Origin of the sequence: Ancylobacter vacuolatus, from assembly GCF_030813595.1 — a bacterium.
In the GTDB taxonomy this organism is placed as follows: domain Bacteria; phylum Pseudomonadota; class Alphaproteobacteria; order Rhizobiales; family Xanthobacteraceae; genus Ancylobacter; species Ancylobacter vacuolatus.
Genome location: NZ_JAUSUH010000002.1, coordinates 775,350 through 801,421 on the forward strand (window position 1 = coordinate 775,350; position 26,072 = coordinate 801,421).

The window sequence follows — 26,072 nt, forward strand, 5'->3', positions numbered from 1 at the left end:
TCTCCCGACCTAAGGAGAAGACCCTTGAAATTCACCCATTTGCTCGGCGCTGCGGCGCTGTCGTTCGGCGCCGTATTCTCGGGCGCCGCCTTCGCCGCTGACATCACCGGCGCTGGCGCCACCTTCCCGGCGCCCGTCTACCAGGCCTGGGCCGTCGCCTATAAGGAAAAGTCCGGCACGGGCCTCAACTATCAGTCGATCGGCTCCGGCGCCGGTCAGACCCAGATCTTCAACCGCACCGTCGATTTCGGCGCCTCCGACGCTCCGGTTGCGGCCGAGAAGCTCGAAGCCCAGAAGCTGCTGCAGTTCCCGGCCGTCATCGGCTCGGTCGTCGCCATCGTGAACCTGGACGGCGTCTCCGCCAACCAGATCAAGCTGACCGGCCCGATCATCGCCGACATCTATCTCGGCAAGATCACCAAGTGGAACGACCCGAAGATTGTTGAGGTCAACAAGGGTTCGCAGCTTCCCGATCTCAGCATCGTCCCCGTGTACCGTTCGGACGGGTCGGGCACGACCTATGTCTTCGCGACCTACCTCTCGACGGTGAGCCCGGAGTGGAAGTCCAGTGTCGGCGCGGCGACCTCGGTCCAGTGGCCGGCTGGCGCGGGCGGCAAGGGCAATGAAGGCGTGGCCGGCACGGTGAAGAACACCAAGGGTGCCATCGGCTACGTCGAGTACATCTATGCCTCGTCGAACAGCCTGATCACCACCGAGCTGCAGAACAAGGCCGGCAAGTTCGTCTCGCCGACCGTCCCGTCCTTCCAGGCGGCGGCTGCCAATGCCGATTGGGCTGGCGCGAAGAACTTCGCCGCCTCGATGATCGACACTCCCGGCGACACCACCTGGCCGATCACCTCCGCCACCTTCATCCTGCTGCCGAAGGAGCCCAAGTCGGGCACCCAGGCCGCCGAAGTCATCAAGTTCTTTGACTGGGCGTTCAAGGATGGCGGCGCCATCGCCGAGAAGCTCCACTACATCCCGCTTCCCGAGGACGTTGCCAACCGCGTCCGTGAAGCCTGGAAGACCGAAGTGAAGGCCGACGGCAAGCCGGTCTGGACTCACTGACATCTTTGATCGGCGGGGAGGGATGCGTGCATTCCTCCCCGTACTTTTGCGCCGGGCGCCCCCGCGCGCCGGCCAGATTGCGTGATATCTTCCCGGCCGCTTCAAGGGCCGCTGTTTCCGTCTGTTCCCGAGGGACCTTTCGCACATGGACGCCACACTGAGCGGCAACGCTGACCCGGCGCTGGTATCTGCGCGCAAGCCGACCGGCCGCGTCAGCGACCCGGTTTTCGTCGGCATACTCTGGGGCAGCGGCATTTTCGTGCTGATCCTGCTCGGCCTCATCATCGCGATGCTGTTCGAGGGTGGCCTGCCCGCTCTGCAGGAATTCGGCATTTCGTTCCTCTGGAACACGACCTGGAACCCGGTGACCGAGGTGTTCGGCGCCGGCGTGATGGTGTTCGGCACCATCTTCAGCGCCGTGATCGCCGTGGTCATCGCCCTGCCGCTGTCCTTCGGCATTGCCTTCTTCCTGACCGAGATCGCCCCCGGCGTGCTGCGCCGGCCGATCGGCGTCGCGATCCAGCTGCTCGCCGCGATCCCGTCGATCATCTATGGCATGTGGGGCTTCTTCGTCATCGTGCCGCTGATGGCCGCCTATGTGCAGCCGCCGCTGATCGAGTGGCTCGGGCCGCTGCCGGTGATCGGCGCGCTGTTCCAGGGCCCGCCGCTGGGTGCGGGCATGCTGACCGCCGGCCTGATCATGGCGATCATGATCCTGCCCTTCATCACCGCCATGTTCGTCGAGGTGCTGGAATCGGTGCCGCCGATGATCAAGGAATCCGCCTATGGCGTCGGCGCCACCACCTATGAGGTCTACCGCAACGTCTCGGTGCCCTATGGCCGCACCGCCATGGTCGGCGCCGTCATGCTCGGCCTCGGCCGCGCCCTGGGCGAAACGATGGCCGTGACCTTCGTCATCGGCAACGCCACGCGCATGTCGGCCTCGCTGTTCGCGCCCGGCTCCACCATCGCCTCCACCATCGCCAACGAATTTCCGGAGGCCGCGCCCGGCTCGCTCAAGCTGGAATCGCTGCTCGAACTTGGTTTCATCCTGTTCGTGATTTCGTTCATCGTGCTCGCGCTGTCGCGCCTGCTTGTTCGCTCCAGGCTGAAGGGCTGAGGTCGCATCCATGTCATCGCTCGCCCGCCGCCGCGCGACAGATTACACCGTCAAGGCCATCAGCACGGCGTTCGCCGCGCTGGCCCTGCTCCTCCTCGCCTGGATCCTGTGGACCCTGGTGATCCGCGGCCTGCCCGCGCTAGGCCCGCACGTCTTCACCCGCATGACACTGCCGCCGGGTGCCGGGGGCGGCCTGCTCAACGCCATTGTCGGCTCGCTGATCCAGATCGGCATCGCCCTTGTCGTCGGCACGCCCATCGGCCTGATGTGCGGCACCTTCCTGGCCGAGCAGGGCCGGAACACGCAGGTCGGCAACGCGGTGCGCTTCGTCAATGACGTTCTGCTCTCCGCTCCGTCGATCCTCATCGGCCTGTTCGTCTACCAGATCCTGGTGATGCCCTTTGGCGGGTTCTCCGGTTGGGCTGGCGCGGTCGCGCTCGCCATCATCGTCATTCCCGTGGTTGTGCGCACCACCGAGGACATGCTGAACCTGGTGCCGATCGGCCTGCGCGAAGCCGCCTTCGCGCTCGGCGCGCCGCAGTGGAAGGTCGTCACCTTCATCACCTGGCGCGCGGCCCGCGCCGGCATTGTCACTGGCATTCTGCTGGCCGTGGCGCGGGCGGCCGGTGAGACCGCGCCGCTGCTGTTCACCTCGCTCGGTAACAACAGCTGGTCGCTCGACATGAACAGCCCGATGGCCAGCCTGCCGATCGCCATCTATCAATACGCCGCCAGTCCCTTCGAGGACTGGGTCGCCCTGGCCTGGGCGGGCGCCCTCATCATCACCGTCGGGGTTCTGACCCTGAACATCCTTTCCCGCCTCGTCCTGGCGAAGATGAAGTGAGACGGACCATGAATTTCGCACCCGAGACGTCGATCGACATCGCCTCCGCCGTGAACCGCGCCACCGCGCCCTCGGCCGAGTCCAAGCTCAAGGTCGAGAAGCTCAATTTCTTCTACGGCGACAACCACGCGCTGAAGAACATCAATTTCGAGATCCCGGAGAAGCGCGTCACCGCGATGATCGGGCCCTCGGGCTGCGGCAAGTCCACGCTGCTGCGCATCTTCAACCGCATGTACCAGCTCTATCCGGGCCAGCGCGCGGAAGGGAAGATCCTGTTCGACGGCGCCGACCTGCTCAGCAAGGACCTGGATTCCACCGTCGTGCGCTCGCGTATCGGCATGGTGTTCCAGAAGCCGACCCCGTTCCCGATGTCGATCTATGACAATATCGCCTTCGGCGTGCGCCTGCATGAGCGCCTCTCCAAGGCGCAGATGGACGAGCGCGTCGAGTGGTGCCTGCGCAAGGCGGCGATCTGGGAGGAGACCAAGGACCGCCTGCACACCTCGGCGCTCGGCATGTCCGGCGGTCAGCAGCAGCGCCTGTGCATCGCCCGCACCATCGCGGTGCGGCCGGAAGTGATCCTTCTCGACGAGCCCACCTCGGCGCTCGACCCGATCTCGACCTCGAAGATCGAGGACCTGATCGACGAGCTGAAGCAGGAATTCACCATCGTCATCGTGACGCACAACATGCAGCAGGCGGCGCGCTGCGCCGACATCACCTCGTTCTTCTATCTCGGCGAGCTGATCGAGGTCGCCGCCTCGAACGAAATCTTCACCAACCCGCGTGAAGCCCGCACCCGCGACTACATCACCGGCCGCTTCGGCTGAGCCCGCGACGAGAGAGGCCTGCCCCCATGACCGAACATATCGTCTCGTCGTTCGACACCGACCTCAAGGAACTCGGCCGCAGCGTGGTGGAGATGGGCGGCCAGTCCGAGCGTCTCGTCGCCGACAGCGTCCAGGCGCTGGTCAAGCGCGACAGCGAGCTCGCCCAGAAGGTGATCGTGCTCGACGGCCCGGTCGACCTGCTGCAGCGGGAGATCGAAGAAAAGGCGGTGCTCATCATCGCCCGCCGCCAGCCGCTGGCCGGCGACCTGCGCGAGATCGTCGCCGCCATGCGGATCGCCAATGATCTGGAGCGCATCGGCGACCTCGCCAAGAACACCGCCAAGCGCGTGCTCGCCCTCACCGGCGAATTCCACCCGCAGAAGCTGGTGCGCGGCGTCGAGCACATGTCCAACATCGTGCTCGAGCAGCTGAAAGTGGTGCTGGACGCCTATGCCACCCGCGACGAAGTGCGGGCGCTGGAAGTCTGGCAGCGCGACGGCGAGGTCGACGTGCTCTACACCTCGCTGTTCCGCGAACTGCTCACCTATATGATGGAAGACCCGCGCAACATCTCGCTGTGCACGCATCTGCTGTTCTGCGCCAAGAACATCGAGCGCATCGGCGACCACGCCACCAATATCGCGGAAACCATCCACTATCTTGTGACCGGCCAGCTTCTCACCGAAGAGCGGCCCAAGCAGGACACCAGCAGCCTGACCAGCGTCGCGTTCCCGGCCTGACACCCCACGGCCCGCGAACGCTCGGGATCAAGATCATGCCCACCAACATACTGATCGTGGAGGATGAGGAGCCCCTCACCCTCCTGCTCCGTTACAATCTCGAATCCGAAGGCTATTCGGTCGATAATGTCGGGCGGGGCGACGAGGCGGAGACCCGGCTGCGCGAAAGCGTGCCGGACCTTCTCATCCTCGACTGGATGCTGCCGGGCCTGTCCGGTATCGAGCTGTGCCGGCGCCTGCGGGCCCGACCCGAAACCGAGCGCATGCCCATCCTCATGCTCACCGCCCGCGGCGAGGAGACCGAGCGCGTGCGCGGCCTCGCCACCGGTGCCGACGACTATGTGGTGAAGCCCTTCTCGGTGCCCGAGCTTGTCGCCCGGGTACGGGCACTGCTGCGCCGGGCCAAGCCCGAGCACATCTCCACCCTGCTGCGGGCCGGCGACATCGAGCTCGACCGCGAGACCAAGCGCGTGCACCGCGCCGGCCGCGAGCTGCATCTCGGCCCCACCGAGTTCCGGCTGCTGGAATTCCTCATGCAGTCGCCGGGCCGCGTCTATTCGCGCGAGCAGCTGCTCGACGGGGTGTGGGGACAGGACGTCTATATCGACGAGCGCACGGTCGACGTGCATGTGGGCCGGCTGCGCAAGGCGCTCAACCGCCCCCGCCAGCCCGACCCGATCCGCACCGTGCGCGGCTCCGGCTATTCCTTCAACGAGATGTTCGCCCGCGCGCATTGAGCGCGCGGCACGCCCGCCGCGTCACCCCGCTTGCACTGGCGCCGGCGGGGTGCGGTACTGTGCCTCGATCTCCAGCAGCCGCTGCTTGCGCCACAGGCCGCCGCCATAGCCGGTGAGGGCGCCGTCCGTGCCGACGACGCGATGGCAGGGAATGACCAGCGCGAGCTGGTTGGCGCCATTGGCCCGCGCCACCGCGCGGATGGCGGAGGGCGCGCCGATCCGCCGGGCGATCTCGGCATAGCTCGCCATTTCCCCGGCCGGTATGCGCCGCAGCTCCGCCCAGACCGCGCGGGTGAAAGCGCTGCCCTCCAGCGCCAGCGGCGTCGCGAAAGCCGCCGACCGGCCAGCGAAATAGGCCGCGAGTTCGGCGCGGATGCGCTCGGTCGGCGCGGCGCTGCCGATGCCGAGCTCCCCCTTCACGCCCTTGCGCAGCCGGGCGATTTCCGCCGGCAGGCCACGCCGCTCGATGAATTCCAGCAGATGCAGATGCGTGGCGCTGGAAATCGCGATCATGTCGCCGAGCGGCGTGCCGATCCAGTCGGCGAGCAGCCGGCCCTCGCCGGCGATCTCGCCCGGCGCGCAGCCGAGCAGCCTGGCAAAGGCGGCGCGGAAGGCGCTGGCGGACTGGAAGCCGGCCTCCTGCTGGGCGGCGATGACCGAGCTGCCGAGCGCCAGCGTCTCGAAGCCCTCGCGCAGCCGGCGGTGGCGGGCCATGTCGAGGAAGGTCATGCCGAACTGCCGCTTGAAGGCGCGGCGGACGGTGGAGAGGTCATAGCCGAGGCGCGTGATGTCCTCTTCGCCGAAGCGGTAGGCCGGGCGCGCGTCCAGGGCGGCGAGCAGCCCGGCGATCATCGGGTCCGCCTCCGCCGCCGGCCTGAGCGGATGGCAGCGCTTGCAGGGGCGGAAGCCGGCCTCGATGCAGGCGCCGATCGTCGGCCGGAAGGTGCAGTTCTCCGCCAGCGGCTTGCGGGCCGGGCAGGTCAGGCGGCAGAAGATTCCGGTGGTGGCGACGCACACATAGGCGCGCCCCTCGTAGCGCGCATCGCGCGCCAGCAGCGCCTGGTGCAGCGTGGCCGCATCCGGCAGAGCGAGGTCGAACAGGTCGCGGGGCGCATCGGTCAGCATGCGGCGAAGCTAGCATCGCGCCCGCGCCAGCGCCGCCGGAAAACGGGCGGTTATTTCCCGCCCGCCGGCTCAGCCTTCCGGCCGGTTGTGGCCCTTCTTCGGCCAGTTATGGCTGAGCACGAAGTCGGAGATGCGCGGGGCGATCTCGGCGCGGAAGCGCGAGCCGTTGAACACGCCGTAATGGCCGACGGTCGGTTGCAGATAATGCGCCTTCATGTCCTCCGGCAGGCCGGAGCAGAGCGTCTGCGCCGCCCGCGTCTGGCCGACGCCGGAAATGTCGTCATTCTCGCCCTCGACGGTGAGCAGCGCGACATTGCGGATCTTCGACGGGTCCACCCTGGCGCCGCGATGGGTCATCGTGCCGCGCGGCAGCGCGTGGTCGATGAACACGGTCTGCAGCGTCTGCAGGTAATATTCCGCCGGCAGGTCCATGACGGAGAGATATTCGTCGTAGAACTCGCGATGCTTGGCGGCGGAATCGCCGTCGCCCTTCACCAGATGGCCGAACATGTCGGCATGGGCCTTCAGATGGCGCTCCAGATTCATCGCCATGAAGCCGTGCAACTGGAGAAAGCCGGGATAGACCTGGCGCATCACCCCAGCATTGGGCCAGGGCACGGTGGTGATGACATTGCGCTGGAACCACTCGATGCCGCGCTCCTGCGCAAAATGGTTCACCGCCGTCGGGCTCTCGCGGGTGTCGATCGGCCCGCCCATCAGCACCATGGAGGCGGGCACGTCGGGGTCGCCCATCTCCTCCATCCGCGCCACGGCGGCCAGCACCGGCACCGCCGGCTGGCACACGGCGAGCGCATGCACCCCACCGCCGAGATGGTGGAAGATCTCGATCACATAGTCGATATAGTGGTCGAGGCTGAACGGCCCCTCGGCGGCCGGGACGTTGCGGGCGTCGACCCAGTCGGTGATGTAGAGGTCGTGATTGGGCAGCAGGGTCTGCACCGTGCCGCGCAGCAGCGTGGCGTAATGGCCCGACAGCGGCGCGACGATGACCATGCGCGGCTGCGGCCGGCGCGGCTTGTTCGTGAAATGACGCTTGAAATGCAGCAGCTTGCAGAAGGGCCGCTCCCACACCGTCTCGATCTCGACGGGCACGGAAACACCGCCCACCGTCACCTCGTCAATGCCCCAGTCCGGCTTGCCATAGCGCCGCGTGGTGCGCTCGAACATCTCCAGCGAGGCCGACATCGTCTTGCCAAAGCCGGTGTGGCTGAGCGGGTTGGCAGGGTTGCGGTAGAACAGCCGGCCGGCATCGGCCATCATGCGCAGCGGGTCGAGCGCGGCGTGGCCGAGCTCGAACATCCAGTACATCGGCCGCGCCAGCGCCGAGGCCGCTTCAAGCGTCACCTCGGGTGCCACCACCACGTCTTCCGCATCGGGAACATCGCCGAAAACGCCGATCGCCATGCAAGCCTCCCTAGCCCGTTCCGCCCGTTCGGCGCTGTCGCGTCGTTCGCGCGCGTCGCTCTTGTGCGTTGCAGCATAAATAGGCTCTTTCGCGCCCGCGTCAACGCGGCTCCACTCTCGCACCACAGCCACAGGAAAGGCTATAGAGGGCCACTCCTCACCCGTGAGGGGCGTGCGCAGGGGCCCTTTCATGTCGCTCTCCCTCGACCATCCCATCGGCGAACGCTTTTTCGGCCTGCGGCTGGATACGCTTATCCGCCTGCGCTGGCTGGCGATTTCCGGCCAGACCGTCGCCATTGTGGTGGTGCAGTGGCTGCTTGGCTTCTCGCTGCCGATCGGCGCCAGCCTCGCCGTGGTCGCGCTTTCCGCCTGGCTCAATCTGGCGCTGCGGCTGCGCAATCCCGGCGCGCGGCGGCTGTCGGATGTGGAGGCGGCGTGGCTACTGGCCTATGACATTCTGCAACTGGCCGCGCTGCTCTTCCTCACCGGCGGGCTTTCCAACCCCTTCGCGCTGCTCTTTCTCGCCCCGGTGCTGATCTCGGCGACGGCGCTCTCCCCGCGCACCACCATCCTGCTCGGCGTGCTGGCGGCGGCCTGCGCGGCGCTGGTCGGCTTCTGGCAGATGCCGCTGCCCTGGGCCACCAGTGGCGCGCTGGGCGATGTGCCGGAGCTGCCGACGCTCTATCTCGTCGGCATCTGGCTGGCGCTGGCCATCGCTATCGCCTTTATCGGCGTGCATGCCTGGCGGGTGGCGGAGGAAACGCGCGAGCTCTCCGAGGCGCTGGCGGCGACCGAGTTGGTGCTGGCACGCGAGCAGCACCTCTCGGCGCTGGACGGGCTGGCGGCGGCGGCGGCGCATGAGCTGGGCACGCCGCTCGCCACCATCACCGTGGTGGCCAAGGAGCTGGCGCGTGCGCTGCCGGCCGACAGCCCGATGAGCGACGACATCAAGCTGGTGAGCGAGCAGGCCGAGCGCTGCCGCGCCATATTGCGCAGGCTGACCACGCTCGATGCCGGCGAGGCGCCGTTCGACCGCATGCCGATCTCGCATCTGCTGGAAGATGTGGTGGCGCCGCACCGCAATTTCGGCATCACCATCGCCGTCACTTTGCCCAATGGCGCCCCCGGCGAGCCGATCATCGCCCGCAATCCCGGCCTGCTTTATGGCCTCGGCAACATTGTCGAGAACGCCGTCGATTTCGCCGAAGGGCGGGTCAACATCGTCGCCAGCTGGAGCGAGGAGGAGGTGACGATCTCCGTCACCGATGACGGACCGGGCTTTCCGATCGAGCTGCTGGACAGCATCGGCGCGCCCTATGTCACCAGCCGCGGCCGCAACCGCTGGAAGCGCGGCGCGGAATCGGATGGCGAGGACCAGAATGGCCTCGGCCTCGGCGTGTTCATCGCCAAGACGCTGCTGGAGCGCACCGGCGCCGGCCTCACCTTCGTCAACCGCCCGCCACCGGCGCATGGCGCCTCGGTGGGGGTGCGCTGGCCGCGCGCGCTGATCGACATATCAGGCGATCGTGAACCGGAGCCGGAGAACCGGGCCCTCGCCCGACCGTAGAAGGGTTGCGACATTTTGATCTCGCTGCCCACGGGGTATAAGCTGCGTCAAAAGTCGACTTGGCGACGCATCGCGGGTGGCGGTCTTTGACCGCGCCCGGGGATGCCGCAGCCGGCACATTGGAAAGCGTTGAGATGCTTGATATCGCCATGGAACCGCAGGATCGCACGCTGCTCATCGTTGATGACGACCGGGCGTTTCTGCAGCGCCTCGCCCGGGCGATGGAAACGCGCGGCTTCATGGTCACCACGGCGGAAACGGTGGCCGACGGCCTCGCCAGCGTCGAGGGCAGCGCGCCGGCCTATGCGGTGGTGGATATGCGCCTCGGCGATGGCAACGGGCTCGACGTGATCTCCGCCCTCAAGCGCCGCCGGCCGGAAGCGCGCGGCATCATCCTCACCGGCTATGGCAACATCGCCACCGCCGTGAACGCGGTGAAGATCGGCGCGGTCGACTATCTCGCCAAGCCGGCCGATGCCGACGACATCTGCGCCGCGCTGAACGCCCAGGGCGATTTCAAGCCGCAGCTGCCCGAGAACCCGATGTCGGCGGACCGGGTGCGCTGGGAGCATATCCAGCGCGTCTATGAGCTGTGCGGCCGCAATGTCTCGGAAACCGCCCGGCGCCTCTCCATGCACCGCCGCACGCTCCAGCGCATCCTCGCCAAGCGCGCGCCGCGCTGATAGAGGCCGGCGACGCTACACCATAGGGGAAACTCCGCTAGGCCGGGGGAGGGCGTGCCTTTAGGTTCCGGGCTAACGCAACGTCAGCGAGCGCCCCCGACCGATGCACGATGCCGCTTCCGCCAGGACTCCTGGCCCCCCGACGCCGCCCGTTCCCGCCACCGAACATTGGCACGCGATCCCCCATGAAGAGGTGGCCGGCCGTCTCGGCGTCACCAGCGCCGGGCTGACGCCGGAGGAAGCGCAGGCGCGCCTTGCCACCCATGGCCCCAATGCGCTGCCCGAGCCGCCCGGCCGCTCGCCGCTGCTGCGCTTTCTCGCCCAGTTCAACAATGCGCTGATCTATTTCCTGCTCGCCGGCGCGGCGGCGGCGCTCGCTCTTGGTCATTATGTCGATGCCGGCGTGATCGTCGCCGTGGTGCTGGTCAACGCCCTGGTCGGCTTCATCCAGGAGGGCAAGGCCGAACAGGCGCTGCGGGCCATCCGCAACATGATCGCGCCGCATGCCACTGTGATGCGGGCCAGCCGGCGCCAGAGCGTGCACGCAAGCGACCTCGTCCCCGGCGATCTCGTGCTGCTGGAGGCCGGCGACCGGGTGCCGGCGGATACGCGGCTGATCCGCGCGCGCGGCATGCTGATCGACGAGGCGATCCTCACCGGCGAATCCGTCGCCGCCGCCAAAAACGAGGCGCCGGCCGCCGTGGAGGCGGCGCTGGGGGATCGCCATTCGATGGCGTTTTCCGGCACCACCATCGCCGCCGGGCAGGGCGCCGGCATCGTCGTCTCCACCGGCCCGCACACCCAGATCGGCCGCATCGGCCGGCTGATCGCCAATGTCGAGCCGCTGGCGACGCCACTGCTGCGGCAGGTCGATGCCTTTGCCCGCCGTTTCACCTGGCTCGCCCTTGGCGGGTCGGCGGCGCTGTTCCTGTTCGCCGTCGCGGTGCGCGGCTATGACTGGAGCGAGGCCCTGATTGCGGTGGTAGCGCTGGCGGTGGGCCTGGTGCCGGAGGGGCTGCCGGCGGTGATCACCGTCACGCTGGCCATCGGCGTCCGGCGCATGGCCCTGAAGCATGCCGTCATCCGCCAGCTGCCGGCGGTGGAAACGCTGGGCGCGACCTCGGTGATCTGCTCCGACAAAACAGGCACGCTGACCCGCAACGAGATGACCGCCCGGCGGCTGGTGATCGCGAAGGGCGATCTCGTCGACATCGCGGTATCCGGCATCGGCTACGACCCGCAGGGCGCGCTTAGCTGGGCGGGCGAGGGCGCGACGGAAGCCCCGGCCGCGGCGGCGGCGCATCTGCTGCGCTGCGGGGTCTTGTGCAACGACGCGCATCTGCATGCCGAGAACGGCGTCTGGCGGGCGGAAGGCGACCCGATGGAGGGGGCGCTGGTCGCCCTCGCGCTGAAGGCGGGCCTGAGCCCGGAACAGGAGCGCGCCGCCTTTGCCCGGCTCGACGAGATTCCCTTCGATGCCGCCTACCGCTTCATGGCCAGCCTGCATCGCCGCCCGGAGGGCGGGGCGGTGGTGTTCGTCAAGGGCGCGCCGGAAGACGTGCTGCGCCTTGCCGGCGCGCAGGGGGCGGGGACGTGGGAGGCGGCGATCGCCCGCGCGGCGGCGGCCGGCGAGCGGGTGCTGGGCTTCGCGATGAAGCGGCTCGCGGTGGCGCCGGCGCGCCTTGCCTTCGACGATGTGCGCGAGGGTTTCGCGTTTCTCGGCCTCATCGGCTTCATCGACCCGCCGCGCCCCGAGGCGGTGGCCGCTATTGCCGAATGCCGCAGCGCCGGCATCGGGGTGAAGATGATCACCGGCGACCATGGCGTCACCGCCGGCGCCATCGCCCGCCAGCTCGGCCTCGCCGAGACTCCGGTGGTGGTGACGGGCGCGCAGGTGGATGCCGTGTCGGACGAGGAACTGGTCGACATGGCGGCGCGCACCAGCGTGTTCGCCCGCACCAGCCCGGAGAACAAGCTGCGCATCGTGCGGGCGCTGCAATCCACCGGCGCGGTGGTGGCGATGACCGGCGACGGCGTCAATGACGCGCCCTCGCTCAAGCAGGCCGATGTCGGCATCGCCATGGGCCGCAAGGGCACGGAAGCGGCCAAGCAGGCGGCTGAAGTGGTGTTGCTCGACGACAATTTCGCCTCCATCGTCGCGGCGGTGAAGGAAGGGCGCACCGTCTACGACAATATCCGCAAGATGATCGCCTGGACGCTGCCGACCAATGGCGGCGAGGTGCTGGCGGTGATCGGCGCCATTCTGCTCGGCATCGTCATGCCGATGTCGGCGGCGCATATCCTCTGGATCAACCTGGCGACGAGCGCGACGCTCGGGCTGGCGCTGGCCTTCGAGCCGACCGAGCCCGGCGTGATGCAACGCCCGCCCCGGCCGGCGCGCGCCGGGCTTCTCACCCGCTTCATGCTCTGGCGGGTGGTGCTGGTCTCGGTGCTGTTCGCCCTGATTTCCTTCGCGATGTTCTTCCTCTCGCTCTGGCGCGGGCAGGGGGTGGAGATGGCCCGCACCATCGTCGTCAACACGCTGGTCGTGATGGAGATCTTCTATCTGTTCAATGTGCGCTTCCTGCACATGCGGTCCATCACCTGGCGCGGGGCGCTGGGCACGCCGGCGGTGCTGCTGGCGCTGGCGGCGGTGGTGGCCGGCCAGCTCGCCTTTACCTATCTGCCGGTCATGCAGGCGATCTTCGACACCCGCCCCATCGCCCTGCTCGATGGGGTGATGATCATCGGCGTCGGCGTGGCGCTCATGGTGCTTCTCGAAATCGAGAAGACGCTGCTGCGGCGCTTGGGTATCTTCTCGGCGGCGCAGATGTGACCCTGCCGCGAGGCGCCGGAAGGGCTATCAAGGAGGCGCCTGATGAGGCCGAGGGAGAACAGCATGCACACGCGCACACTTGGAACGGGCGGCCTCGTGGTTTCCGAACTCGGTTTCGGCTGCATGGGGCTCACCTCCTCCTATGGCACCGCGCCGGCCCGCGCCGACGCGGTGGCTCTGCTGCGCGCGGCGGTGGAACGGGGCGTCACCCTGTTCGACACCGCCGAGTTCTACGGCCCCTTCGTCAATGAGGAACTGGTCGGCGAGGCGCTGGCGCCGCTGCGGGCGCGGGTGAAGATCGCCACCAAGTTCGGCTTCAAGATGGAGCCGGGCACCCATAAGCGCATCGGCGTCGACAGCCGGCCCGCACATATCCGGGAGGTGACGGAGGCCTCGCTCAAGCGGCTGCGCACCGACCATATCGACCTGCTCTACCAGCACCGCGTCGACCCCGATGTGCCGATCGAGGAGGTCGCCGGCACGGTGGGCGAGCTGATCCGCGAAGGCAAGGTGCTGCATTTCGGCCTGTCGGAGGCCGGCGTCGGCACCATTCGCCGCGCCCATGCGGTGCAGAAGGTGACGGCGCTGCAGAGCGAATATTCGCTGTGGTGGCGCGAGCCGGAAGAAGAGATCTTCCCGGTGCTGGAGGAACTGGGCATCGGTTTCGTGCCGTTCAGCCCGCTTGGGCGCGGCTTCCTCACCGGGGCGATGGACGCCTCGACCACCTTCGCCAAGGGCGACATGCGCGCCAGCCAGCCGCGCTTCACCGCTGCGGCGCTCGCCGCCAACCAGGCGCTGATCGAGGTGCTGCGCGCGGTGGCGGCGGCGCGGGGCGGGGAGGGCGGCGCCGCCACCCCGGCGCAGATCGCGCTCGCCTGGATCCTGGCGCAGCGGCCGTGGATCGTGCCGATTCCCGGCACCACCAAGCTGCATCGGCTGGAGGAGAACATCGCCGCCACCGCGCTCACCCTTACCCCGGACGAGCTTGCGGCGATCGACCGGTCGCTGGCCGCCATCGCGGTGGAAGGCGCGCGCTACCCGGAAGAGCATATGCGGATGATCGACCGCTGACCGGCGCTTACATTCGGCGCCGGCGTCGGGGCCTGTCTCCCCGGCTCAGCGCCGGCGTTCCAGCGTGGCGAAGAACAGGATGGTGAGGCCGAGCACGATCAGCAGCAGCACGAAGGCGGCGGCGGCGCCCTCATTCAGGTGCAGGCCGAGAAAGGCGCGGCGATAGGCGAAGAAGCTCAGCACCTCGGTGGAATTGCCCGGCCCGCCCTTGGTGAGGATATAGGGCAGGTCATAGGTGCGGAATTCATTGATCAGCTGGATGATGACCGCGATCGCCGCCACCGGGCGCAGCATCGGCAGGGTGATGTACCAGAACTGCTGCAGCGGCGAGGCGCCGTCCACCTCCGCCGCCTCATAGGGATCGCGCGGCAGCGAGGCGAGGCCGGCGGCCAGGATCAGGATGACGAAGGAGGTCTGCTGCCAGATGTCGATCGCCGCCATGGTCCACAGCGCGAAATCGGCATTGCCGAGCCAGTCGACGCGCGGCAGGCCGAGGCTTTCCAGCAGCTGGTTGGCGATGCCGAGATTGGGCTGCAGCAGCATCCGCCAGATCAGCGCCACGCTCACCGGCGACATCGCCATCGGAATGGTGAGAATGGCGAAATAGACCGGCTTCATCGTCACCGCGCGGTTCAGCATCAGCGCGACGCCGAGCCCGAGCACGAATTCGCCGGCCACGGTGATGACCGAATATTTGATCGTCAGCCACAGCGCGTCCCAGAACAGCGGGTCGCTCATCACGATGGCGAAGTTCTTGAAGCCCGTGAAGGGCTGCAGCATCGGCTTGAGCAGGGTGAGCGAGGAGACCGAGATCAGCGCCGCATAGACCAGAGGCAGGCCCATGACGATGGCGAGGGTGAGAAGGCCCGGTGCCGCGAAGGCCCAGCCGGTACGCCAGTCCCGATCCGCCAGTGCCGCAAAGCGCATGCGCGTCGTCCATCCCAGAGTATTTTCGAGCGAAGTGGGGCCCGGTTCGCGTGAAGAAAATGCGTAAAAGCAAAAACCCGGAGCACTGCCCGCGATCCGGTTTCCACCGGACCTGCTCCAGGAGAGCGTGTCGAGAAAAGAGACCGGCGCGCCAGCCAACGAGGGGGAAGGCTGGCGCGCCGTATGGCCGGGACGTTGCGGGGCTCACGCAGAGTCCCGGCCGATGGGGTTACTTGCTGAGCAGCTGGGTCAGGCCGTCGGCGGCCGCCTTCAGCGCGTCCTCGGGCTTGGCCTGCCCGCCGGCGGCGAGCGAGAGCTGGGCGCCCAGCACGTCCTCGTACTGCGCGGAATAGGCGAAGATCGGGAACGACTTGCCGGAGGCGACGACCTCAAGGCCGGTCTTGTAGAAGGGGTACTTCTTCAGCACCGCCGCGTCCTCGAACACGTCCGAGCGCACCGGGGCATGGCCTTCCATGGCGCGGGCGACCGAGATCTTCTTGCCCTGCACCCATTCGATGAACTTCCAGGCCGCGGCCTTGGATTCATCCGAGGTGTTCTTCGGGATGCCCCAGCCCCAGCCGCCGCTTTCGCCATGGCCACCGGGCATGACGGAGAGCGCCAGCTTGCCGGCCACTTTCGGGCACTTCTCCGCATTGTCGAGCTGCGGCAGCATCCACCAATAGGTGACCATGCTGAACGTGTCGCCGGCGCACATCAGCCGCATCGTGTCGTCGAGCGTGGCGGAGAGGGCGCCCTGCTGCGCGCCCTTCTGCACGTTCTCGGCATAGAGCTTCAGCGCGGTCAGGCCCTGCGGGCTGTTCAGCACCACCTTGCGGTCGGCATCGAGATAGGCGCCGCCGACGGCGAACAGGTAGTTGGAGAATTCCATCGCGTTCGGGTCGCCGCGCTGGCCCTGCATGGCGGCGCCGACGACGGGGGTGTTCGCCTTGAAGAAGGCGGAGAGCGCGACATAGTCGGCCAGCGTGGCCGGCAGAGCCAGCTCCTTGCCGGTCTTGGCCTTGTAGTCGGCCTTGATCTTGGGGTCGTTCAACAGGTCCGTGCGGTAGATCAGACCCATGGAGTAATTGTACATGGGCAGGATCGGCGTCGCGTCCTTGGTCTGGCCGAGCAGGTCCAGCATGGACGGGATAAAGGGCTTCAGGTCGAAGCCGGACTTGGCGATATAGGGGTTCAGGTCTTCCAGCCAGCCGGCGGCGGGGAATTCGCCCGCCCACAGGAAGTCGACTTCGAGCAGGTTGTAGTAGCTCTCGGGCGAGACCAGCTGGGCCACCAGCTTGTCGTGCATGTCGCCATAGCCGATCTTCTCGAACTCGACCTTGATGCCGGTTTCCTTCTCGAATTCCGGCAGCAGCTTCTCGATGATCTGCGTCTCCGGCACGTCCTCCATGAGGGCGCGCAGGGTGACGTTCTGCGCCTGGGCCGAGCCGGCCGCCGCAAGCAGGGTGGCGCCGAGCAGCGCCGCCTTGAGGCTACACTTAAACTGCATCTCGTTCTCCTGTTCCTCTGGAGCGGGCTTTGCCCGCCTTGTTGGCGCACACCCGAATGGGCGCGGTAGAAGGCACCGTCACTTCACGCTGCCGAAGGTCAGCCCCTGGACGATGAAGCGCTGGATGAAGCGCGAGGCGATCACCAGCGGCAGCACGGCGAGCACGACGCCGGCGGACACCTTGGCGATCTGCACGCCGTTGGAGGTCTGGAGCGCGGCCAGCGCCACCGGCACGGTCGCGGTCTGTGGACCGCTCAGCACCAGCGCGAACAGGAACTCGTTCCAGGTGAGGATGAAGCCGAGCACGCCGGCCGCCGCGATGCCGGGCAGCGAGACCGGCAGCACGATGCGCCAGAACGCGCCCCAGGCGGTGGCGCCATCGGTCTGCGCCGCCCATTCGAGATCGACCGGAATGCCCTCGAAGAACCCCATCAGGATCCAGATCAGAAAGGGCAGGTTCACCGCGGCATAGACGATGATGAGGCCGGTCAGCGAATTGGTGAGGCCCACCGTGCGCAAGAGAGCGAAGGCCGGCAGCACGATCGCGACGGGGGGCAGCATCTGCGTCGCCAGCACGGCGAAGCGCCCGGCGCGCCCGCTGGTCTTGAAGCGGGCAAAGGCATAGCCGGTCATCGCCGCGAAGGGCAGCGCCACCACCACCGAGCCGAAGGCGACGATCAGGCTGTTGAGATAGGACTGGCCGTAGCGGGTGGAGGTGAACAGGGCGACGTAATTGTCGAGCGTCACCGCCGGCATCAGCTCCGGCGAATAGGACAGGTGCTCGGGCAGAAGGCTGGTGCGGACCACCCAGAGCAGGGGCACGAGAATGAGGGCGCAGGCGAAGAGAAGGCCAAGGTGAAGTCCGATGCGCCGCATGCTGCCCCCTCCCTCAGTTGGTCACGAGGCGGAGGCTGGGGCGGGGGAAGGCCCGCGTCGTCTCCGGATCGAACAGGTGCATGGGGCGGGGGTCGAGATAGAGCGGTACGCGCGCGCCCACCGGCGCGGTGAAGTGGCGCGAGAGGCGGGCGGAGATTTCCAGCGGCTTGGCCGCGTCCTTGGCCGTGGCTTTGCCGCCGGCCTCCCCGCTGCCGATCTGGCCGACCAGGATGTTCTCCACCCCCAGCGCCTCCATCGCCACCACCGAGACCTCGATCGGCGAAAATCCGGGCTGCGGCGCCTCGTGCAGGTCTTCCGGGCGCAGGCCGAAGATCACCTCGCGCCCGGCGAGCCCCGCATAGGCGGCGCGGTGCATCTGCGGCACCTCGACCGTGAAACCGTCACCGACGACCACGAGGCCATCGCCGCGCCCTTCAACCCGGGCGGGCAGCAGGTTCATCGGCGGGGTGGCGAGGAAGCGGGCGACGAAGGTGTCGACCGGGTCGGCATAGACCTCGAGCGGCTTGCCGACCTGGATCATCCGCCCCTCGCGCATGATGCAGATGCGGTCGCCCATGGTCATCGCCTCGACCTGGTCATGGGTGACATGGACGATGGTGCGGCCGAGCCGGCGGTGCAGCTTGACCAGTTCGAGCCGCATTTCCGCCCGCAGCTGCGCGTCGAGATTGGACAGCGGCTCGTCGAGCAGGAAGGCGACGGGATCGCGCACAATGGCGCGCCCCAGCGCGACGCGCTGGCGCTGGCCGCCGGACAGCGCCGCCGGCTTGCGGTCGAGATAGGGGGTGAGGCCGAGCAGTCCCGCCGCCTCGCGGATCTTCTCCTCGATGAGCGGGCGGGCGACGCCGCGCATCTTGAGGCCGAAGCCCATATTGTCGCGCACGCTCATATGCGGGTAGAGCGCGTAGGACTGGAACACCACGGCGATGTTGCGGTCGCGCGGGGCGACATTGTTGACGCTGCGCCCGCCAATGCGCAGATCGCCCGAGGTGATGCCCTCCAGCCCGGCGATCATCCGCAGCGTGGTCGATTTCCCACAGCCCGAGGGACCGAGGAAGATCACGAACTCGCCCTCTCCAATGGAAAGGTCCACGTCGCGTACGCCATAGGCGCCGTTGGCGTAGAGCTTGGAGACATGATCGAGCTCGATCGACGACATCAGCGATCCTTTGCCTGCACGGGCAGGGTCCCGCCACACGGGGCGGAGGGAAGAGAAAAACCCCGCCCGGTGCGCCGCTGGCGCGCGGAGTGTAAGCGGACAAAAACAAACATCGCAAGTGCTAATTCAAACGTTGTTCGTTCAGAGTCGATCACGAATTCTTCGAGCCCCGCTCAGGTCGTGTAGACGCCACCGGTGACGTTGATGCCCTGTCCGGTCATGAAGCGGGCCTGTTCGGAGGCGAGGAAAACCACCACATCGGCGACGTCTTCCGGCACTTCCAGCCGGCCGAGCGGGGTCTGGGCGATGTAGTCGTCGATCACACGCTGCGGGGTGACGCCGCGCAGGCTCGCCTCCCACTCCACTTCGCGCGACTGCATGCTGGTCGCCACGAAGCCGGGGCAGACGGCGTTGACGCGGATGCCCGTGGCCGCCAGCTCGCGGGCCAGCGCCTGGGTCCAGCCGAGCACGGCGAATTTCGAGGCGGAGTAATGCGCCAGGAACGGCGCGCCGACCTTGGCAGCCAGCGAGGCGGTGTTGACGATGCAACCCTTGCCCTGCGCCACGAAGTGCCGGGCGGCAATCTGATTGGTGAGGAAGACGCCGCGGGTGTTGACGTCGAAGTTGAAATCCCATTCCTCGTCGGTCAGTTCCAGCGCCGCCCGCATGGTGGAAACGCCGGCATTGGCTACCAGAAGGTCACAGCCGCCGAGCCCCTCCAGCACCTGGGCGAAGGCCGTCTCCACCGAGGCGCGCTTGCGCACGTCGATCTCGATGGCGATGGCGCCGCCGCCGAGCGCGGCCGCCGTCTCCTGCGCCGCCGCGAAATTGATGTCGCCGACCGCCACCCGCACGCCCTGCCGCGCCAGCGCCACGGCGATGGCCCGCCCGATGCCGGCCGCTGCCCCGGTGACGAAGGCCAGCCGGCCCTTCAGCTCATAATAGGCAGCGACGGGCGCGGCGGCAGCGGGGGTATTCATGCGAGGCTCCTCATGTTCGCTCGTCAGTCTATATGAACAAGAACTCACATCAAGAACATTCTTATGTTTGATCTTGTGCGATCCTTGGGCTAAACAGGATTAGCCGACCGGCCGCGAATCCGCTCCTCTGCAACGGAACCGCGATCAGGCAGGGTGGAGCGATGGCCGAAGACGTGTCTTTCCGAGAGAATCCCGTGGCCGAGCCGCCGTCAGGCGAGGATCGCCAGCGCCTGCTCTCGCATGTGCGCCATGCCCGCATTCTCGATCATCTCGCCGCCGCCGGCTCGATCGGCGTGGCCGCCATCGCCGCCGAGCTCGGCGTGTCCGACATGACCATCCGCCGCGACCTGCTGGAACTGGAGCGCGACGGCCGGCTGCTGCGCGTGCATGGCGGGGCGGTGCTGGCAGAGACGCCGGCCAGCGTCGCCATGGACAGCGAGGAACCGCGCTTCGACGCCCGGCTTCGGCGCGGCAGCGACGCCAAATCCGCCATCGCCGCCTGTGCCGCCGGCATCGTCGCCGGCTACCGCACCTGCGCCATCGATGTCGGCACCACCACCTATCTCATGGCCGGGCATCTGCGCGAGGCCGGTCATCTCAAGGTCTTCACCAACAGCCTGCGCGTCTCCGCCCTTCTCGATGGCGGCGCGCCGGAAGTCTATGTCGCCGGCGGCCGGGTGCGGGCGGAAGAGATGTCGGTGTGGGGCCCCACCGCCACCGCCCAGTTCGAGAAGCTGTGGTTCGACGTCGCCGTGCTCGGCACCTCGGGCATCACGCCGGAAGGCTTCTTCGACTATTCCTTCGAGGACACCGACATGAAGCGCGTCTATCTGCGCCGCTCGGGGTTCAAGATCCTGCTGTGCGACAGCGCCAAGTTCCAGCGCATGTCGCTGGTCCAGGTCGGCACGCTTGCCGACATCAACCTGCTTATCACCGACGCCGAGCCGCCCTCGCGCATTGCCGCGGCACTTGCCGCGGCCCGTGTCGAGCTGCGCATCGCGCCGCCCGCCGCCGGACAATGAGGCGCGCCCGCGCCCCGTCCCTCAAGGAGTAGTTGGAATGGTTTTCGAGTGTTTCGGCGCCAAGAAGAAGGTCGTCATCTCCATGGCCCATATCGGCGCCCTGCCCGGCGCGCCGCTCTATGATGCCGATGGCGGCCTCGACAAGCTGATCGAGGGCGTGCTCGCCGATGTCGAGAAGCTTCAGGCCGGCGGCGTCGACGCCATCATGTTCGGCAATGAGAATGATCGTCCCTACGTGTTCAAGGGTTCGCCCGCGTCCATCGCCGCCATGTCGGCCATCGTCCAGGCGGTGAAGCCGAGCCTGAAGGTGCCGTTCGGCGTCAACTATCTCTGGGACCCGGTCGCCACGGTGGCCATCGGCGCCGTGACAGGCGCCAGCTTCGTGCGCGAGATCTTCACCGGCCTGTTCGCCTCCGACATGGGCCTGTGGGAGCCGAACTGCGCCGAGGCGGCGCGGCTGCGCCACGATCTCAAGCGCGACGACATGAAGATGCTGTTCAACATCAATGCCGAGTTCGCCCATTCGCTCGACCAGCGGCCGATCGAGCTGCGGGCCAAGAGCGCGGTGTTCTCCTCCATCGCCGATGCCATCCTCGTCTCCGGCCCGATCACCGGCCAGCCGGCCGACCAGTCGCACCTCAAGAAGGTGGCCGAGACGGTCAAGGACGTGCCGATCTTCGCCAATACCGGCGTCAACATCGACAATATCCGCGACATCTTCTCGGTCGCCTCGGGCGTGGTCATCGGCACCCATTTCAAGGTCGACGGCAACACCTGGAACGCGGTGGAGCAGGCGCGGGTGTCGCGCTTCATGGATGTGGTGAACTCCATCCGCTGATCGCTTGCCCTCCTCCCGGACCGGCCTTTGGCCGGCGCCGGGAGCGCGGCCCGCGTGACGCTCAATACACCATCCCGGCTCGGCGGCTTTGCCGTCGTCCGGGATGACGTGTTTCTCGGCTTGCACTTGCCCACCGACCCCAAGAGGCTCCCCATGAAGAGCTGCGTTCTCGGCCTCGATATCGGCACGACCTCCACCATCGGCCTGTTGCTACGGCTGCCGGGGGAGATTCTTGCCGTGGCCTCGCGGCCGGTGACGCTGAGCTCCCGGCATGCCGGCTGGGCGGAAGAAGACCCCGCCGAGTGGTGGGACAATGTCTGCGCCCTTACCCGCGAACTGGTCGCCACCGCCGGCATCGACCCGGCCGAGATTGCCGCCATCGGCGTCACCGGCATGCTGCCGGCCGTGGTGCTGCTGGATTCCGAGGGCCGCCTGCTGCGCCCCTCGATCCAGCAGAGCGACGGGCGTTGCGGGGCGGAGGTGGCCGAATTGCGGGCCGAGCGCGATGAGGCCGGCTTCATCGCCAAGGCGGGCAACGGCATCAACCAGCAGCTCGTCACCGCCAAGCTGCGCTGGATCGCCCGCCATGAGCCGGAGGTGTTCGCTGATATCGCCACCGTGTTCGGCTCCTATGACTATGTGAACTGGCGCCTCACCGGCGAACGCGCGGTGGAGCAGAACTGGGCGCTGGAGGCCGGCTTTGTCGATGTCTCCCGCCACGCCATCGACGATGATCTCGTCGCCTGGGCGGGCATTCCGCGCGATGCTGTTCCGCGCAAGACCGCCTCGCATGAGGTGATGGGCCGCGTCTCGCCCGAGGGCGCGGCTGAGACCGGTCTGGCCGCCGGCACGCCTGTGATTGGCGGCGCGGCTGATATGATCGCCTCGGCGCTCGGTGCCGGCGTCACCCAGCGCGGCGATATTCTTCTGAAGTTCGGCGGCGCCATCGATATTCTGGTCGCGACCGACCAGGTGAAGCCGGACCCGCGGCTCTATCTCGACTACCACCTCATTCCCGGCCTCTATATGCCCAATGGCTGCATGGCGACCGGCGGCTCGGGGCTGAACTGGTTCGTGCGCAATTTCGCCGGCGGCGAGGCGGCGGCGGCCGAGAAAGCCGGGCTCAGCCTGCACCAGCATCTCGACGCGCTCGCGGACCAGCGCCCCGCCGGCGCCGACGGGCTGACGGTTCTGCCCTATTTCCTCGGCGAGAAGACGCCCATTCACGATCCCGCCGCGCGCGGCGTCATCGACGGGCTCACCCTCTCGCACGATATCGGCCATGTCTGGCGGGCGCTGCTGGAAGGCTATGCCTATGCCTGCGCCCACCATGTCGAGGTGCTGGCCGATATGGGCCATGCCGCCGGCCGCGTGCTGGTGTCCGATGGCGGCTCGAATTCGCTTGTGTGGATGCAGATCGTCGCCGATGTGCTGCAGCAGCCGGTCCACCGGCTGAAGGGGCACCCCGGCTCCTCGCTCGGCGCGGCGTGGACGGCGGCGGTCGGCATTGGCGCGGCGACGTGGAGCGGCATTTCCCGCTTTGTCGAACAGGGCGAGACCTTGCAGCCCAACCCTGCCTCCGCTGAAACCTACGCGGCCGGCTATGCCCGCTACCGCGATCTCTACCGCCGCCTCGAAGGCCGGCCCGCATGAGCCGCCCGTCGCTGCTGGCGGTCGCCTGGGACATTGACGGCACGCTGATCGACAGCGAGCCGCTGCACCATCGTGCGCTGGTCGCCGCCTGCCGGACGCTCGGCGCGGATCTTTCCGACCTGCCGGACCAGGCCTTTCGCGGCATCCATATGGGCGATGTGTGGAAACAGGTGTCGCCGCGCCTGCCGGCCGCTGTCGCCGAAGCGGAATGGGCGGCGCGCATCAATGCCCATTATGTCGACAACCGCGACAGCCTGATCGCCCTGCCCGGCGCCGTCGCCACCATCCGCGCGCTCGAAAAGCGGGGCGTCATGCAGGTCTGCGTCTCCAATTCGAGCCGCTCGGTGGTGGACGCCAACATCGCCGCGCTGGGCATCGCCGACGCGATCGCCTTCTCGCTCAGCCTCGATGATGTGGACGAGGGCAAGCCCGATCCCGAGCCCTATCGCCGCGCCTGCGCGCGGCTGGGCCTGCCGCCGGCCAGCGTGGTGGCGGTGGAGGACAGCCGCTCCGGGGCTCTCTCCGCCCGCGCGGCGGGGCTGTTCGTGGTCGGCTACACCCCGACCGGCGGCGGCTTCGAGGCGGTTGACCTCGAAATCGACCGGCTGGAAAACCTGCTGGCGCTGTTCGCCTGAGCGCGCGCTCTACGCCAGCAACTCCTCCAGCGTGTCGACCAGCAGATCGGCATGCGCCGTAGTCACGCAGAGCGGCGGGCGGATCTTCAGCACATTGCCATAGCGGCCGGCGGCGCCGATGAGGATGCCGTGGTCGCGCAGGCCGTTGATCAGCCCCTTGGCGATATCAGGCGCCGGGCCCTTTTCGGTGCCGAATTCGATGCCGAGATAGAGCCCGGCCCCGCGCACGGCGGTGATCGGCGCGCGCGCCTGCAGCCGCTTCAGCCGGCCAGTGAGATGCCGGCCGACGCGGGCGGCATTGGCGATGAGGCCGTCTTCCTCGATCGCTTCCAGCACGGCGAGCCCGGCCGCGCAGGCCGCCGGGCTGCCGGCGAAGGTGTTGAAATAGCCGAAATCGGCGCAGAAGGCGTCGAGAATGTCCGGCCGGGTGACGAGGCCGGCCATCGGGTAGCCATTGCCCATCGGCTTGCCCATGGTGACGATATCCGGCACCACGCCATGGCGGGAAAAGCCCCACATGCCCTCGCCGGTCCGCCCGAAGCCCGGCTGCACCTCGTCGGCGATGAACAGCCCGCCGGCGGCGCGCGTCACTTCCACCGCAGCTTTCAGGAAGCCCGGCGGGTCGGCATAGACGCCATCGGAGGAGAAGATGGTGTCGACCAGCAGCCCGGCGAAGCCGATGCCGTCCGCCTTCAGCGCCGCGATCTCGGCCTTCACCGCGTCGGCGAAGCCCTGCGCGATATCGTTGCCGAACAGCCCCGGGTCGGGGGGCGGCACCATGCGGACATGCCGCGGCGGCGCGCCGGTCTTGTAGGAGGAGGGTGAGACCTCGGTGACGGTGGCGGTGTTGCCGTGATAGGCGGTACGGGTGACGATGATGCCTTCGCCCCCGCTCACCTTGCGGGCGAGCCGCAGCGCCAGGTCGTTGCTCTCGCTGCCCGTGCAGGCCAGCACCAGATTGCTCAGCTCGGCCGGGAAGGTGGCGAGCAGCTTTTCCGCATAGTCATGCGCCACGTCGAACAGATAGCGCGAATGGGTGTTGAACGCGCCGAGCTGCGCCCGCACCGCCTCCACCACCTTGGGGTGGCAATGGCCGACGGTGGGGACATTGTTGTAGAAATCGAGATAGGCCCGCCCGTCGGAAGCGTGAATATACGCGCCTTCCGCTCGCACGATGCGCAGCGGCTCGTCATAGAACAGCACCGAGGCGGCGCCGAAGGCGCGCCGTCGCCGCTCCACCAGCGCCGCGACATCGGGCGCCATCGCGCCCCCCATGCCCGAGAAGGCGTTGAGCGAGAGGATCTGCAGTTCCTCCTGCTCCGGAATGTCCTGTTTTTTCAAGATGTCCTGTCTCTTCACGAGGCGGCCCTCCCGGCTGCGGCAAGCCGGTGGCTCCCCTCGCGTTCCGGCACGTCGTAGGTGGCGAGAAATGCGCGGGCGAGTTCGACCGTGCCGTGGGTATAGCCCTCGCCCAGCGCCTGCGCGGTGGGGGTCTCCGCATGCGAGGCGATCCAGGCGGTGAGCAGCAGCCGGCGCAGCATGATGAACACCGGCAGCAGCGCGCAGTCCTCGTCCGAGAGCGGCGCCACGGTGCGATAGCCCTCGATCCACGCCGCCTGCAGCGTCGGTATATAGGGCTCGTGCTCACTGAAGCTGATGGCGGAGGCGAAGTCGTAGAGATACCAGCTGAAGCCGCAATCGTCGAAATCGATCACCGACAGCCGGTCGCCCTCGACCAGCAGGTTGGCGAGCCGCATATCGGCATGGACCAGGCCGAAGCGGTCCTCGCCGGTGCCGTAGGCCTCCAGCCGGGCACGCAGCACCGCGTCGGTGCGCTCCAGCACGGCGCGGCCCTCGCGGGTGAGGCCGAGCGCGGCGCGCCAGTCGCCCCACAGCTTCACCGCGCCAAGCATGGCGTCATAGTCCCAGCGCTTGCGGGTGAAGCCTGCCGGGCGCTGCCAGCGTCGGGCGTGCAGATGCAGGCGGGCATTGATGGCGCCCAGCTCGCGGTACCAGCGGGCGAGATCATCGCCCTCCGCCGGCTCGCGCCCCGGCAGCAGTTCGAACGCCACCGCGTGCCGCAGCGTGCCGCCCTCGTCGAGATCGGCGATCAGGCTGCCGTCGCGCTGCGGCACCGGGTCGAGCGTCGCCACCACCCCCTCGCGCCCCAGCGCGGTCAGCCAGGCGAGTTCGGAGTCGATCTCGTCACGGCTGTGATAGCCCGGCCGGTGGACGCGGAACACCACGTCGCGGCCGCTGGCGGCGTCATGGGCGCGAAAGGTGGCGTTCTCGGAAATGGTGAGCAGCCGCAGCTCGCTCTCGCCCGACAGCCCCCAGCGCGGCAGGGCGGCGCGCAGCGCGTCCTCGATGCGGGTCAGGAAGGCGTCGTCATAGATCGGCTGGGTCATGGC

Annotated in this window: 23 protein-coding genes; 14 read left to right on the forward strand and 9 right to left on the reverse strand. The window is 67.9% G+C overall.

Translation table 11 applies throughout. The annotated features are described in order from the left end of the window. Positions 1-24: 24 nt before the first annotated feature. From pstS to phoB, 6 genes are all read left to right on the forward strand, one after another. Positions 25-1,068, forward strand: coding sequence for a phosphate ABC transporter substrate-binding protein PstS (gene pstS / locus J2S76_RS07595; protein WP_307059037.1), 1,044 nt, complete (start codon positions 25-27; stop codon positions 1,066-1,068). Positions 1,069-1,213: 145 nt separating this feature from the next. After that, positions 1,214-2,188 (forward strand): phosphate ABC transporter permease subunit PstC, encoded by a 975-nt coding sequence (gene pstC, locus J2S76_RS07600; RefSeq protein ID WP_307059039.1) that lies wholly within the window; start codon positions 1,214-1,216, stop codon positions 2,186-2,188. 10 nt (positions 2,189-2,198) lie between these two features. Further along, the gene (pstA, locus tag J2S76_RS07605) at positions 2,199-3,032 is read left to right on the forward strand and encodes a phosphate ABC transporter permease PstA (protein ID WP_307059041.1); all 834 of its coding nucleotides are present in this window, start codon (positions 2,199-2,201) and stop codon (positions 3,030-3,032) included. Positions 3,033-3,040: 8 nt separating this feature from the next. Beyond that, positions 3,041-3,862: a phosphate ABC transporter ATP-binding protein PstB gene (pstB, locus tag J2S76_RS07610; protein ID WP_307059044.1), complete on the forward strand. Its 822-nt coding sequence runs from the start codon at positions 3,041-3,043 to the stop codon at positions 3,860-3,862. Between the two features lie 26 nt (positions 3,863-3,888). Continuing rightward, positions 3,889-4,602 carry a phosphate signaling complex protein PhoU gene (gene phoU, locus J2S76_RS07615; RefSeq protein WP_307059046.1) on the forward strand — a complete coding sequence of 238 codons (714 nt, stop codon included), beginning with the start codon at positions 3,889-3,891 and terminating at the stop codon, positions 4,600-4,602. A gap of 35 nt (positions 4,603-4,637) precedes the next feature. After that, entirely contained in the window at positions 4,638-5,339 is a 702-nt protein-coding gene (gene phoB, locus J2S76_RS07620; RefSeq protein WP_018388729.1) for a phosphate regulon transcriptional regulator PhoB, read from the forward strand. Between the two features lie 21 nt (positions 5,340-5,360). Here phoB and J2S76_RS07625 read toward each other — a convergent pair whose 3' ends face one another. Together J2S76_RS07625 and J2S76_RS07630 are read right to left on the reverse strand one after the other, a co-directional pair. Next, positions 5,361-6,464 carry a bifunctional transcriptional activator/DNA repair enzyme AdaA gene (locus tag J2S76_RS07625; RefSeq protein ID WP_307059048.1) on the reverse strand — a complete coding sequence of 368 codons (1,104 nt, stop codon included), beginning with the start codon at positions 6,462-6,464 and terminating at the stop codon, positions 5,361-5,363. Between the two features lie 69 nt (positions 6,465-6,533). Beyond that, a complete protein-coding gene (locus J2S76_RS07630; protein WP_307059050.1) occupies positions 6,534-7,889 on the reverse strand; it encodes a polyhydroxyalkanoate depolymerase in 1,356 nt (451 codons plus the stop codon). A gap of 190 nt (positions 7,890-8,079) precedes the next feature. Here J2S76_RS07630 and J2S76_RS07635 point away from each other — a divergent pair, with 190 nt between their 5' ends. The 4 genes from J2S76_RS07635 (at position 8,080) to J2S76_RS07650 (ending at position 14,046) form a co-directional block, all read left to right on the forward strand. Then, positions 8,080-9,456 (forward strand): ActS/PrrB/RegB family redox-sensitive histidine kinase, encoded by a 1,377-nt coding sequence (locus tag J2S76_RS07635; protein WP_307059052.1) that lies wholly within the window; start codon positions 8,080-8,082, stop codon positions 9,454-9,456. Positions 9,457-9,590: 134 nt separating this feature from the next. Further along, a complete protein-coding gene (locus J2S76_RS07640) occupies positions 9,591-10,139 on the forward strand; it encodes an ActR/PrrA/RegA family redox response regulator transcription factor (RefSeq protein ID WP_307059054.1) in 549 nt (182 codons plus the stop codon). Positions 10,140-10,242: 103 nt separating this feature from the next. After that, entirely contained in the window at positions 10,243-12,975 is a 2,733-nt protein-coding gene (locus J2S76_RS07645; protein WP_307059056.1) for an HAD-IC family P-type ATPase, read from the forward strand. Positions 12,976-13,038: 63 nt separating this feature from the next. Continuing rightward, on the forward strand, positions 13,039-14,046 hold the full coding sequence (locus J2S76_RS07650) for an aldo/keto reductase (protein WP_307059058.1): 1,008 nt from the start codon (positions 13,039-13,041) through the stop codon (positions 14,044-14,046). A gap of 45 nt (positions 14,047-14,091) precedes the next feature. Here J2S76_RS07650 and J2S76_RS07655 read toward each other — a convergent pair whose 3' ends face one another. The 5 genes from J2S76_RS07655 to J2S76_RS07675 all read right to left on the reverse strand — a co-directional run bounded on the left by J2S76_RS07655 (position 14,092) and on the right by J2S76_RS07675 (position 19,513). Continuing rightward, positions 14,092-14,973: a carbohydrate ABC transporter permease gene (locus J2S76_RS07655; protein ID WP_307059060.1), complete on the reverse strand. Its 882-nt coding sequence runs from the start codon at positions 14,971-14,973 to the stop codon at positions 14,092-14,094. Positions 14,974-15,202: 229 nt separating this feature from the next. Next, a complete protein-coding gene (locus tag J2S76_RS07660; RefSeq protein WP_307059062.1) occupies positions 15,203-16,480 on the reverse strand; it encodes an extracellular solute-binding protein in 1,278 nt (425 codons plus the stop codon). Between the two features lie 78 nt (positions 16,481-16,558). After that, a complete protein-coding gene (locus tag J2S76_RS07665) occupies positions 16,559-17,356 on the reverse strand; it encodes a carbohydrate ABC transporter permease (protein WP_307059064.1) in 798 nt (265 codons plus the stop codon). Positions 17,357-17,369: 13 nt separating this feature from the next. Beyond that, positions 17,370-18,533 (reverse strand): ABC transporter ATP-binding protein, encoded by a 1,164-nt coding sequence (locus J2S76_RS07670; RefSeq protein ID WP_307059066.1) that lies wholly within the window; start codon positions 18,531-18,533, stop codon positions 17,370-17,372. A gap of 173 nt (positions 18,534-18,706) precedes the next feature. Beyond that, positions 18,707-19,513: an SDR family NAD(P)-dependent oxidoreductase gene (locus tag J2S76_RS07675; RefSeq protein WP_307059068.1), complete on the reverse strand. Its 807-nt coding sequence runs from the start codon at positions 19,511-19,513 to the stop codon at positions 18,707-18,709. A 161-nt stretch (positions 19,514-19,674) separates the two neighbouring features. Here J2S76_RS07675 and J2S76_RS07680 point away from each other — a divergent pair, with 161 nt between their 5' ends. From J2S76_RS07680 to J2S76_RS07695, 4 genes are all read left to right on the forward strand, one after another. Further along, a complete protein-coding gene (locus tag J2S76_RS07680) occupies positions 19,675-20,535 on the forward strand; it encodes a DeoR/GlpR family DNA-binding transcription regulator (protein ID WP_307059070.1) in 861 nt (286 codons plus the stop codon). A 37-nt stretch (positions 20,536-20,572) separates the two neighbouring features. Then, positions 20,573-21,373: a BtpA/SgcQ family protein gene (locus J2S76_RS07685; RefSeq protein WP_307059072.1), complete on the forward strand. Its 801-nt coding sequence runs from the start codon at positions 20,573-20,575 to the stop codon at positions 21,371-21,373. Between the two features lie 153 nt (positions 21,374-21,526). Beyond that, entirely contained in the window at positions 21,527-23,026 is a 1,500-nt protein-coding gene (locus tag J2S76_RS07690; protein ID WP_307059074.1) for an FGGY-family carbohydrate kinase, read from the forward strand. Next, positions 23,023-23,661 carry an HAD family hydrolase gene (locus J2S76_RS07695; protein WP_307059076.1) on the forward strand — a complete coding sequence of 213 codons (639 nt, stop codon included), beginning with the start codon at positions 23,023-23,025 and terminating at the stop codon, positions 23,659-23,661. The genes J2S76_RS07690 and J2S76_RS07695 overlap by 4 nt, the downstream gene beginning before the upstream one ends. Before the next feature lie 9 nt (positions 23,662-23,670). Here J2S76_RS07695 and J2S76_RS07700 read toward each other — a convergent pair whose 3' ends face one another. Both J2S76_RS07700 and J2S76_RS07705 read right to left on the reverse strand, forming a co-directional pair. Continuing rightward, positions 23,671-24,936 (reverse strand): aspartate aminotransferase family protein, encoded by a 1,266-nt coding sequence (locus J2S76_RS07700; RefSeq protein ID WP_307059152.1) that lies wholly within the window; start codon positions 24,934-24,936, stop codon positions 23,671-23,673. Positions 24,937-25,016: 80 nt separating this feature from the next. Beyond that, positions 25,017-26,069, reverse strand: coding sequence for a phosphotransferase enzyme family protein (locus J2S76_RS07705; RefSeq protein WP_307059078.1), 1,053 nt, complete (start codon positions 26,067-26,069; stop codon positions 25,017-25,019). Positions 26,070-26,072 lie beyond the last annotated feature (3 nt).